The sequence below is a fragment of the Microcoleus sp. Pol1C5 genome (genome assembly GCF_036701115.1).
Lineage (GTDB): Bacteria > Cyanobacteriota > Cyanobacteriia > Cyanobacteriales > Microcoleaceae > Microcoleus.
In genome coordinates, this window is the sequence record NZ_JAUBQE010000020.1 from 51,915 (window position 1) to 64,937 (window position 13,023).

The following is a 13,023-nucleotide window of genomic DNA, read 5'->3' on the forward strand; positions in this document are numbered from 1 at the left end:
ACCGGACTTGATATGACCAATTACCAATTCCCAATTCCCAACTTGCGTTATTTCTGTTTTAGGACTACCAACGTAATGTCGTCAAAAACTTTATGTTTGTCAATATGTTGCCGCAGATGATCGATTACTGCTTGTCGAATTTCTTCAGCCGTTTTGTGGCGATTTTCTTTGGCCACTTGGCACAATCTTTCTATGCCGTAATACACTTTATTTATATTTACAGCTTCGGTAATTCCATCTGTGTAAAGCACTACTACATCCCCTGGATTAAGATGCACTTGAATTTGGGAAACAAAACCCGAAATATCTTCCTCTAATCCCAGGGGAAAACCGAGTTCCAGTGTATCGATCAGTTCGAGTTTACCATCAGTACGGACTACGATAACTTCTTCATGTTGACCGCTGAGGCTGAAGTTACTATCTTGATAATCTAACAAAGCCAAGGTCATGTTTTTAGAGGAGTCGATGCGCTCGATATTGGCATAAAGGGTGCGGTTTAACACATCAAGAAACTTCACCGGATCGGTTTCGTTCATTTGTTGGAGAGTGCGGACGGCGGTTTGCGCCATAATCATTAATACACCACTTTCTAAACCATGTCCCGTAACATCGCCGATGCTAATTTTTACCTTATCATTTCGGGTTAGCACGTCGTAGTAGTCGCCGCCAACTTCATCGGCAGGTTGCATATATCCAGCTATTTCTAATCCTTTAATTTGATCGAGTTCTGATTGTTTGGGCAAGATCATTTGTTGCAGTCGTTTAGTGACTTCTAACTCAGCACTGAGGCGGATGTTTTCGGCTTTAAGCTTGTTGTTGAGGGAGCTAATTTCCTGGTTTGCTTGGGCGAGTTGGGCGGTGCGTTGTTGCACTTTATCTTCTAAAGTTTGATAGAGACGGGCATTTTCGATGGAGATCGCAGCTTGGGCGGAAATGATGTTGAGAACTTCTAGGCGATCGCGCGTAAAAGCCCCCGCTGTTAAATTATTTTCTAGGTATAAGATGCCTACCAACTTACCTTGATTAATCAGGGGGCTACACAAGATAGATTTAGGTCGCTGCTGAATAATATACGGGTCAGATGCAAACCTGGTTTCAGTGGTTGCATCATCGATCGCAACAGTTTCTTGCGTGCGTTCTACATAATTAACCAGCGAGATAGGAATCTCTTGACTTTCAGTCGCTGACTTGGAGATTAATTGACATCGTTCACCCGTACATTGAGCTTCAATTTTCCACTTACCTGCTGGGTCAGGTATGAGGAAATAAAATTTTTCTGCTCCGGCGTTTTCCAGCAAGACTTGCATCAAATTCGAGAGTAACTTATCTAAATTAACTTCCCCTGAGAGCGCTTGGGAAGCTTTGATAATTGTTGATAAATCCAGCTCGTTTGCACCACCTGAACTGGTAGAAGTGACAGTGGTTCTGGTCTGAACAATCATTTCGTCTCTTCCACTCGTCAGGCTCTTTTTCCTGCCGACGACTGGTGCGAGTAATTCAGCATGGCGCTCTTCTAAATCTTTAACTTTTGCCTTCGCTCCCCAGCGAATATAAGCATAGTAAGCGTCTATCATGTAGGTACGCGCTACTTTCTGACGACCTAAAGTTAAATAAAATTCTGCTGTTAGTTCATTAGCGAGGGCTTCATCCTGCACATATCCATTTTCCTTGGCTCCATCAATCGCCCGGTCGTAATATTCCATTGCCGAGAAAAATTCACCCAATACGCGGGCTTTTTCTGCTTCTACTAAGTCATACTTATGCTGGTAATTGACAGGGCAATGGAAAGCCCAATATTTCATTTTTTGTTGATTTTCTTCTACTTGTTTTAGATATTGTTGCTGTTTAAGATTGTTCCCATTATCCTCACGAGCGTGCGTGTTTCCATACTGAGCAACTAATGCAAGCGAATAGTAAAAAATATGTTCCGCAAACAGAATTATGTTACGAACAAAATGGGAATATTGGGCAGCTAATTCAGCATTTTCTAAAGAGTCCGAGTAATCTTTAAAAAGATAGCACAAACGAGATTTAAAAAAATATATGTACAACAAATATATTACATTATTTTCTTTAATAAATAGTGGCAATTTTTCTATTTCGTTAAAAGTATTGCCAATTAATTCGCATTTATTTTCAGCCCCTTCCCTAATATTAGATACAGCTTGACCAAATATTTTCAACAAATTTAACTGGTATTCCTGCTTAAACATATTGACAAAATCAATATATTGAGCCAACCTCTCAGCCACAAATTCAAGATGTTCGCCAACAAAAAATAAGTGAGCGCAGTAGAAGTCAGCCGTATGACAAGCAAATTCTATATCGCCAACTTCTAGACCATCTTGAATTGCCTGACGCAAGGGTTCTATAGTATTTCTACTATGTTGCTTCCAATGTTGGATAGTAATGCAATATGTGAGCAATGCTTTACAGCGAAACTCTTTGGCATTCAGCTTATCTAATACATTCAAAGCTACTTGACCGAGTTGATAACCAAAATCTATGTCTGGAATTTGCCAAGTTACGATTCCACCATAGTTACAGTAGGCATAAATAGCAGGGCTAGAATTTCCATATTTACTGGAAAGATCGATCATAGTATACAGAATTGGTAGAGATAGCTTGGCATCTCCAAAACAAGCAGGAGGCCATATTAGAATTAAAATCTGCATAGCCGCCAGCTTGTAGGGATCGGTCATTTTTGGCAGGCTAGCTAACTCTTCAATCTTGAGTTCTTGTGGGGGTGATTGACTCAGGGTCACTCCCAGCATTTCCAGAACTTGCAGTCCGGTATCTAAAGCAGATTGAATCTGGTTTATAGCGAGTTTAAGCTTAATTTTCAGTTCGTATAACTGGACTTGTTTGAGGATGGTTTTGGCTTTTTGGAGAGCGCGATCGCACAAAATTTCCGCTCGTTCTAAATTAGCATTAAGATATTCGGCTTCCGCTGCTTCCAAATAGAAGGTAAATGTCAGAGCGTATCTACTTTCCCAGCTATCTTGACTCAGGAGTGCTATACCTAAATTCAAATAATTAACAGCGGCTTCATATGCAGTCGCTGCCTTTGCTTTCTGTCCGGCGATCAGGTTTAATTCAGCCAACTCATCTTTTTCGGACTGATTAGTTAGCAAATCTGTGCCAAAATTTAGTTGGTTAACCAGAGCAAAAATATTATCTTTTCGCTCTTGCTCTGTTGTATTATTCAGCAACAGTTGACCAATTTTCAGGTGAGTTGCTTTTTTCTCTGACTCTGGAATCAAAGAATAGGCAGCTTGCTGCACTCGGTCGTGCAAAAATTTGTATTCAACTTTGATATCCCGTACAGATGCCAACTCTTCCTGGGCAAAGACTAGAGGAATTTTGTAATTTTCAGACAGCGGCAGAATCAAACCAGCTTGCAGTGCTTCCCACAAATGAGCAGCCGTCGCTAAGTTTGATTCTTCATTAACAATTGATAAAACTTCTAAATTAAATTGGTTGCCGATACAAGCCGCTAGTTTTAATAATTTCTGGGTTGTTTCTGGGAGTTTGCGAATATTGCGGGCAACCAGTTCAACAATATTTAAATCTGCAATACCTATTGCTTGGATTTGTTGGATGTCCCACTCCCAGCGGTCTGTATCTACTTGATAAACCAGCAGATTTTCCGAGTACAGCGTTTTGAGTAGCTGGGTTAAGAAAAAGGGATTGCCTTGGGTTTTATTAAACAGTAATTCAGAAAAAACTTTAATTTTGTCTGAGTTTACGCTGGCATCGAGAGTGTCGGCGATTAATTGGTTGACGCTATCCAAAGCCAGCGCCTGAATGGTGATATTATTCACCACCGTTTCATTTTCTTGAATTTTTTCTATGGTCTGAATTAAAGGATGAACGGGACTGACTTCGTTATCTCGATAAGCTCCAATCGTTAATAAATATTTGCTATTTGGGTCAGTGACTAAAAGTTGGATTAACTTTAGAGATGCCGAATCTGCCCACTGTAAATCGTCTAGGAATATGACTAGCGGGTGTTCGGGTTGACAAAAAACGCGAATAAATTGTTTAAATACCCGATTAAATCTGTTTTGCGATTCCGAAGATCCCAGTTGAGGAACTTCCGGCTGTTTATCGATAATTAGTTCGATTTCGGGGATAACATCAATAATAAGTTGACCGTTATTATCTAGCGCTTTTAATAAGTTTTCTTTCCAAATAGCAATCTGTTCGGAACTTTCGGTTAATAGCTGACGGACTAATTCTTGAAATGCTTGGATTAAAGCTGCATAGGGAATATTGCGCTTAAATTGGTCAAACTTACCCGCAATAAAATATCCCCTAGCTGCTAGAATTGGTTTGTGAACTTCATTGACGATTGAAGTTTTACCAATCCCGGAATAACCGGAAACTAACATCATCTCGGTGGCACCGAGGCTGACTCGTCCAAAAGCATCTAGAAGAATTTGGACTTCGGTTTCTCTACCATAAAGCTTCTGGGGAATGAGTAATTGGTTGCCGCGATCGCGTTGACCGATGGGAAAGTTTTCTATCTTCCCAGTAGTCTGCAATTGCTGCAAACAAGTTTCCAGGTCAAATTTTAATCCCGCCTCACTTTGATATCGGTCTTCCGCATTTTTGGCTAACAGTTTCATGACAATATCTGAAACCGCTTGAGGAATTTCTGCTACCTCTTTAGGTGGGACGGGTTGTTTGGCAATATGACAGTAAACCAACTCCATCGGATCGGTGGTAGTAAATGGCAACTGGTTGGTCAGCATTTCATAGAAAGTCACTCCTAAAGAATAGAAGTCGGTGCGGTAGTCAATGGCTCGATTCATCCTCCCCGTTTGTTCGGGTGACATATAAGCGAGAGTCCCTTCTAGCAAGTTGGGATTGACAATAGTTTGCTGTTCTTTGGGTAAGGCAATCGCAATGCTAAAGTCAGTTATTTTGACTTCCCTCGTTTCGGGGTTGATAATGATATTGCTAGGTTTAATATCTTTATGTATAATCCCTACTTGATGGATTTCACTGAGCGTTTCTACTAACGAAATCGCCAGAAGTAAAAACTCTTGTAAGTGAATTTTTATGTTTTTCAATAATTGGCTAACAGATTGACCGCCAAAGTCTTCTAAGATTAAAGCAAAGCTATTCTCATAGTTAACCAGGTTATAGGGCTTAACAATTCCTGGAACGTCTAATTTTTTGGGAATGGCGTATTCTTGTCTAAAGCGAGTAATCTCTTCAATGTTCGGATATTCATCTTTAATCATCTTGAGAATAACTGGCTGGCGATCGCGCTCTCTGATTCCTCGGTAAACAACTGTTCTATCTCCTTCATAAAGCGTCTCTGCAATTGTGTAGCCGGGGAAAATAATCATATTTTTACTTTTTTTGTTTAAATATAAAAAGACTAGAGGTCAGGGTGACCTAGTTTAAAGTAGCTTTGACCTCTAACCTTGTTAAATATATTACCGTTGCTCTCAGATCGATTTTAATTCTTTCTGAAAGTGAGGGTACACCTTTTCATCGAACAGATCCTGAATCTCCTGAGACCGCTTCTGAGCCACTAATTCCTGATAATCCTCCCTCACAGGCACGTTGTAGCTAGCTTGGCGGCGTCCTATAGCTGGCAACCATGTTGTGTGCAAAGTTAACCCAAAGTTGAGAGAGGGATGACTCAGTTTCCACTGTGGCCCCTGGTTGAGATCCCAAGCCTCGAAAATCCAGATCTCGTAGGTATTGTTCAACCAAACAGTGCAGGTAATGTAACCATCCGTTGAACTGTTACCATCACCGCGCGGTATAAACTGGGGCGAAAGACCGATACAACCAGGAGGAAATTCATAGGAATCGGCAATCTTCATCGATTCAGTTGAAGAAGTATCCATACGGAACAAGCTACTTGGTCTGCCTTCTGTTTTGGCAATTTTGAGCAATTCCTCTAGTGGCACTTCTCTGGATGGATAGTCTTTAAAGAAATCAACCATGAACTTACTGACTAGATCCTTCCAGAGTCCCAAAGAGATCCAGTAGATATTATCAAGCTTCCCTGGCGGCATGGTGGGATAGAGAGCCGAAGGAAGTCGGTCAAGGTAAGCATAAAGTGCTACTCCCCAGGTACACTTGCATTCTTCGGCGTCAAGGATGAATTTCTCTGGAATCACCTTCTGTTCAACGATTTCTCCAGTTTTTCCGTTAATGACGTAGCGTCCGACGCGACTGATGTCCATCTCGCTCTGTTCCATTCCGTGTGGGCGAGGTAACTTAGGATCGTCGAAATAAGGAGAGTCATCATAGGCACGTATCCATTCAGACACATCCCAGGCACAAGTATGTGCTGCATGAAGGGTAATCAGTTGTTCGGGATTGTCGTAATCTACGAGAAAGTGGGTAACCTCTAGGGGAATTTCTACTTTTTGGACAGTCACCGTCGGTACGTCCTCCTTGCGATCGCTAACTCCAGATTTTTGGCCTTTGGTTAAGCGATCGCGAGGTACGAGATATACAGGAGTTGTTGCTAACTCCATGACATCCAGTTTTTTTCGCAAGCATTCTTCTAACCTTTTGTTTTTCGGAAAAGGGTTGTTAATTATCTGCTCTATCCCTGTCCTGAAAGAGGTATCCACAATTATCACGTAATCTTTAGAAAATCCAATTTGGTGAATGCTTTGCTTAATTTTTACGGGCGAACCATCAGGCAAGACTAGCTGCCATCGCTCTAGTTCTCCTTTACCATCCCAGCGAATTAGATAAATAAAATCTTCTGGAAGCTTAAATTTTTCCACATAAGTTTTAGCTGGTGGAAAAACTTTCTTTACTTGTTTCGCTAGTTTATTTGCCGTATTAGTTACGATGCCGAGAAAAGTTTTTAATGACATACCATAATTGACCGTGAACATTTCGCTTTTGCGAACGTCAAATACGGGGTGGGCAGTGCTAAGCACGGGTGAAAAAGGAAAATTCAGGCACTGCAAGGGAAAATTCAGCTCAATTTCTCCTCGCCACTCTTTGTTCCAGCCTATAGGAGTTGCCACCTCAAGAGTTTCCGTATCAATTTCGTAATGACGACCCGCATCATAGGCAACTAGCAGGCGTTCTTGGGAGTCCCCAGCAAATTTCATTGGCAGGAAAGCAATACTTAAATCGTTGCGAGAACCAAGACACCAAGAAAACCTGATGATGCCATGATTGCGGAATTGATACTTAGCATATTTTTCACCAGGCTGGGTTGCTTCATCCGCATAGTAATCTGGTGGCCTGATAATCCGTGTAGTTAATAAAACTTCACCCTTTTGCTGGAAGTCCAGTCGGTAAATCATACCGTCGCCGCTTAAGAATGAGTCTCCATTTGTAAAGGGAAGACCTCCTGATTCAATGGTTCCGACTGGTGCAATGATAAAGACATGACCCTGTAAGTCATCTGGTAAGTCTTTCTCACCCATCTTGGTAATATTTAGTTTGATGTCGGTGAGTTCATCCCGTTTAGCTTTGACAAGCGATTCGGGAACTGGGGGACAGCCGTCTGTTACTGCTGGAGTTGGGTTTTGAGTTGATTGGTTCATATTACTCCTTATGACAACGTAAGATCGTCTTGTTGAATAACCTTGTATTGAGCGATCGCTAATAGACCTCTCCAGAAAATAGAGAATAAGGCAGGCTAGACGCCCACCCCACAAAAGTTATGGGAGAGGTCTAATAGGGAATTTATCAAGCAAAGTGGGGGTACACCTCATCTTCAAACAACTTTTTAATCTCTGGATCGTTCTTATCTACTAGATCCTGGTAATCCTGCTCTACTGGGATCTTGTAATTAGCTTGGCGGCTGGCAACCTGTCGCAACCATGTTGTGTGCAACGTAAACCCAAACTTGAGGTCGGGATGATGTAATCGACAGAGAGATCCCTTTACTAGATTGTTAGCATCGAAAATCCAGATTTCATTTTTGTCTTCAAAACAAACGGCACACACGATGTAACCGTTCGTCGAACTGTCGCCATTTCCACGCGGTACAAACTGTGGTGAGAGCATCATGTACCCACAAGGAAACTCATAGCGATCGGCGATGAGCATTGACTTTGTATGCAATCGAAACAAGCAAGGTGGTATGCCCTTCTTAGCGAGGTTGAGAACTTTTGATCTGGGAATTACTTGATACTTATAATCCTTGTGTAAATCAAAAATGAATTTTGTCATTAGTTGTGGCCAAAGTCCAAAAGAACTCCAGTAGATGTTTTCCATCTGTCCTGGAGGCAAGCCCGTAGGCAGTCGATCGAGATATGAGTAGAGATCTACACCCCAAGTACACCTAAAGTCCCAGATAACTTTTGACTCAATCAGCTTTCCTGTATCTCCGTTAATTACATAACGTCCCATACGGCTGATATCCATTTCATCGTGTTCCATACCATGCAGGTAAGATGGTACAGGATCATGGGGTTTGTAGGCCGAAACATCATACTTCCTGAGCCATGCAGAAACTTGCATTGCACAAATATGTGCTACGTGAAGTATAATCTCTCCCTGGGGATTATCATAATCAACTAGAAAGTGAGCAGCTTGGAGTGGAATCACCACTTGTCGCACAACAACTTCAACTTCTTTCTGGCTCGATGCTGGAGTTTGTTTTGCTTTCAGGTCTGCTCGACGCACAATGTAGAACTTAGAATCTGGACAAGCCGGACGTTCGAGTAAGTGCCTCAAAAGTGTTTCTAGTTCTTTATTATCTGTAAAGTAACTGTTTGTCACTTGTGACAGTCCAGCTGTAAAAGCCGTATCCATCAAGACTACATAATCTTTAGTTACTCCTATTTGATGAATGGTTTGTTCAATCTTGACTGGTGAACCATCAGGCAGTATCAGCTTCCATCGTTTGAGTTCACCGACACCATCCCAGCAAATCAGATAAGTGAAATCTTCCATTTCTATCTTAATTATATTTTCAAGCAAATTTACCAGCTTTTTTAATTTATTTGTAAATAAAATCAAAAAACGAAGCTCTTTTTTCTGAAATACATCTGAGATCAACTCAGTCACAGATTTCATTAACCTAAATGGCTCAGCTTTTTCATAAAATTTATTTAGATTGTTGAGCCAAGCTATGTCTTCTATGAAAGTCTTTGCTGATTTCCCATAATTAACCGTAAACATTTTACTTTCGTAAGCATCAAAGGCAGGATGAGCAGTGCTAAGAATACTTTTGAAGGGAAACTTTTTTGCATTAATCGGAAAGTTTACCTTATCAAGTTGTCCACGCCACTCTTGATTTGAGCCAACTGGTGTTACCACTTCCAGGGTGTCTGTATCAATTTCATAAGGACGACCTGCATCGTAGGTAACTAGCAGACGCTCCTGTGAGTCCTGAGCAAATTTCATTTTCAAAAAGTCCGTATTTAGTTGATTACGGAGGCCAAGCGAGAGAGAAAACCGAGCTATGCCATAATTGCTAAATAGATATCCACCATACTTTGTTCCCGGCTGTGTTGCCTTATCGGCGTAGTAATCTGGTGGCTTAACAAGACGAGTTTTTACCCTCACCTCACCCTGGCGATCGAAGTCAAATCGGTAAATCATCCCGTCGCCATTTAACAGTGAGTCTCCGTCTGGATAGGGGAGGCCGCCAGAGTTAACAGAACCGACTGGCGCAACGATAAATACGTGACCTTGGATGTCTTCTGGTAAGTTCCCTTCAATCTTTAGTTTGAGGTCATCGAGTTCATCCCGACTTGCCTTCATACTAGATTCTGGGAATTTACAGTAGCCTTGAGTTACAGCTTCAGTCATGTGTTGAGTGGGTTCGCTCATGTGGCTCTCCTGATTTAAAATGTAATAATGGTAACAGTGTAGATAAGTATTTGATTTATGAATGGGAAATGAGGACTGTAACTTAGATACTATCTTTGATAAAGATTTGATATCTATTCTCCCATCCCCTGCGTCAAAGCCCGATGGGAATCTACATTAACTTATTATCGACTCTCTAGTATTTATGGTGATAACGCAAGCTAATAATTTAGCACGATCGAGGGTTTCAACGTTCAGTCGTCAGATACTTAGTATCATCTGCTACTTTTAACACCAAGCATCGGGGAGAGCCGAGGAAAAAATGATGTGATTAGATGTTTGCATCGACACTGATGTCATGAATGCTGCACTGGGGCAAGCGGTGCGATTCGTTTAGTCGAAACCCGAAAGGGGGGATGACTAGCAACGGTGGGGTAAACCCAATCAGGGTTGGAGTTCGCACTTTAATCCCTCACCGATGACAACTTACTACTCATGCAGGTGAGGAAACCTAGTCGAGCATCAAGCTAAGACAACTAGGGGAAAGCGGGAAAGATGAAGGTGAAAACCAACATCATAACCAAAATCCAAAATAAACCAAGTCCTGACATCATGGTGCGTGATTGAAAGCACACAGAGAACCAAAGTTAAATTTGGTTTCCTCTACACAAAGATTGACAACCTTGGTGTAAAGCGAGGGTGAACGCGGGCAATCGGGATAGCTGAATACCGACACCGCAAGCAAAAATCCTATAACCGAATCATTACGAAAGTAATGAAGTCGTGGGGTAGAAGCGCAAGCTAACAAATTGTCGATACAACCGTCGTAACCCAAGTACCAGAGGATATAAGCTCTCTCAGAAAAAATCTGAGCTTCTGGGTCAGGAATATCTGACAAGGGTAAGGACTATCAGGATTCGTTTACCGAGATAGCGCACCACCTAGAACCCCGGCGGAAAGACAAACCCTAACGGATTTAATCAATGAGCAGTAGGAACGAAGTAATCCTTTTGTATGCTCCCCATCAAATCAATTGTTGAGGTAGGCTGTCAGGCTACAAGCTACGAAAGGCTGGGATGGTTTAAGAAGCTAATGCCTAACCTGAAATAACAGGTAATGCCGAAAAAGGGATGGGGTAACTCCCAGGATACGCAGACGTAAACCGCGAAGGTGATTAAGTGAAAAGGTGTAATTAGTAATGAACAAACCTAATTCTGATTTGGAAACAAATACAGAGGGATGGAAAGCTATTAATTGGCGTCAAGCCGAAAGATATGTTTTCAAGTTGCAAAAACGCATTTTCGCTGCTTCCCGTTGTGGAGATGTCAAGAAAGTTCGTAAACTTCAAAAGACGTTGATGAGGTCTTGGTCTAATAGGATTTTGTCAGTAAGAAGGGTGACTCAGGACAACCAGGGAAAAAAGACGGCAGGAGTGGACGGGTTGAAAAGCTTATCCCCAGCAGCTCGTCTAGAACTGGCAAGGGAATTAAAGTTAACTGGCAGATCCAAACCGACTAGAAGAGTCTGGATACCAAAACCAGGAAGTAATGAAAAACGCCCACTGGGAATACCTGTAATGTACGACAGAGCCTTACAAGCCGTAGTAAAAGCCGCACTTGAGCCGGAATGGGAGGCAATCTTTGAGCCAAACAGCTATGGGTTTAGACCTGGCAGGTCATGCCACGATGCGATTAAGCAGATTAAAAACTGTATTCAACATAAAGCGAAGTTTGTATTAGATGCAGACATAGCCAAATGTTTTGACCGCATCAACCATTATGAACTACTCCAAAAGTTGAACATAAAAGGCAAAGTCAGGAGACAAGTAAAATCCTGGTTAAAATCTGGAGTAATTGACGATGGAGTATTCACTGCAACATCTGAGGGTACGCCACAAGGCGGGGTCATTTCTCCGTTATTGGCAAATATTGCCCTCCACGGGCTTGAAAATACACTCACGGAATATGCCAGAACCATAGACATGAAAGATAGTCGTGGTAATCAAGCTAGCTGGCAAATGAAAGTAGCGTCCCTGAGCTTCATCAGATACGCTGATGATTTCGTGGTATTACACAAAGATAAGCTCGTAGTTCAAAGATGCCGAGAGATAATCTCGGAATGGTTAGTTGGCATGGGTTTAGAATTAAAGCCTGAGAAGACGAGGCTAACTCACACTTTCAACGATGAATTAAGTGAGGATGGTAAAGCTGGTTTTGACTTTTTAGGTCATCACATCCAGCAATACCCTGCTGGAAAACATCGGAGCAGTTTAAGTACGCACGGTGAGATATTAGGTTTTAACACACTCATCACCCCAAATAAGAAGTCAAGTAAGGCTCACCAAGAGGAAATCGGAAGAATCATCAAAAAACATAGGTCATCGCCACAGTCAGCGTTAATTAGAGACTTAAACCCTGTAATAAGGGGATGGACTTCTTTTTATACAAACTCTGACGCTAAAACCGTTGGAGAACTCTCTAAACAAGATGACCTCATATACCTGAAACTTCGACGTTGGGCAAAACGCCGTTGTGTAAACATCAATGCAGGACATCGACTGTATTGGCATACCATTGGCGGTGATAACTGGGCATTCTCAACCAGAGAAGAGGGAGTGAACCCCCTTCGGTTACTAAAGCATAGTGAATTCGAGTGTAGCAGCACCGACTATGTGAAAGTTAAAGGGGATAAAAGTCCTTACGATGGCGACCTAGTTTATTGGAGTTCAAGAATGGGAAAAAACCCTGAATTGTCAAGTCGATTGGCACTGCTCTTAAAAAAGCAGAAGGGTAAATGTTCTCATTGCGAATTTATTTTCAGAAATGAAGATGTAATGGAAGTTGACCACATCGTCCCCAGAGCCATTGGAGGTAAGGATGAATACAAAAATCTTCAACTATTGCATCGGCATTGCCACGATGTCAAAACTAAAACCGACTTGGAATTAATCAGGAAACATAACCTGGAACTCGTATCTTCAGGAAAGAAACCTCAAACAAGTCAGAAGAAGGGGAAGCCCTCAAATGACAAGAGTACACCCGAGTAGCCGTGTGCCATGAAAGTGGCAAGCACGGTTCCGAATGGGAGGGAGAAGATGGTAACATCTTCTCTCGACCCTACCTAACAAGTCGCTTTAGCTGTCATATCAAGGTGCGACTGGGCTAAAATGTGGCGCGCCACATTTCTGGGGCAACTGTTCAATTAATGCCATGATATAAATGTGTGGCAATGCTCATACTGACGATCGCCACCAATCAACAA

4 protein-coding genes are annotated in these 13,023 nt (G+C 41.9%); 1 reads left to right on the top strand and 3 read right to left on the bottom strand.

The features are described from left to right. Positions 1-47 precede the first annotated feature (47 nt). From QUA23_RS13175 to QUA23_RS13185, 3 genes are all read right to left on the bottom strand, one after another. Positions 48-5,360 carry an AAA family ATPase gene (locus QUA23_RS13175; protein WP_333076400.1) on the bottom strand — a complete coding sequence of 1,771 codons (5,313 nt, stop codon included), beginning with the start codon at positions 5,358-5,360 and terminating at the stop codon, positions 48-50. 102 nt (positions 5,361-5,462) lie between these two features. Continuing rightward, complete coding sequence (locus tag QUA23_RS13180) at positions 5,463-7,544, bottom strand: carotenoid oxygenase family protein (RefSeq protein WP_333076401.1); 2,082 nt, start codon at positions 7,542-7,544, stop codon at positions 5,463-5,465. A 145-nt stretch (positions 7,545-7,689) separates the two neighbouring features. After that, positions 7,690-9,783, bottom strand: a complete 2,094-nt coding sequence (locus tag QUA23_RS13185; RefSeq protein WP_333076402.1) for a carotenoid oxygenase family protein — start codon at positions 9,781-9,783, stop codon at positions 7,690-7,692. Positions 9,784-10,960: 1,177 nt separating this feature from the next. Between QUA23_RS13185 and ltrA the strand changes: the two genes are divergently transcribed. Continuing rightward, on the top strand, positions 10,961-12,808 hold the full coding sequence (gene ltrA, locus QUA23_RS13190) for a group II intron reverse transcriptase/maturase (RefSeq protein ID WP_333076403.1): 1,848 nt from the start codon (positions 10,961-10,963) through the stop codon (positions 12,806-12,808). Positions 12,809-13,023: the final 215 nt, after the last annotated feature.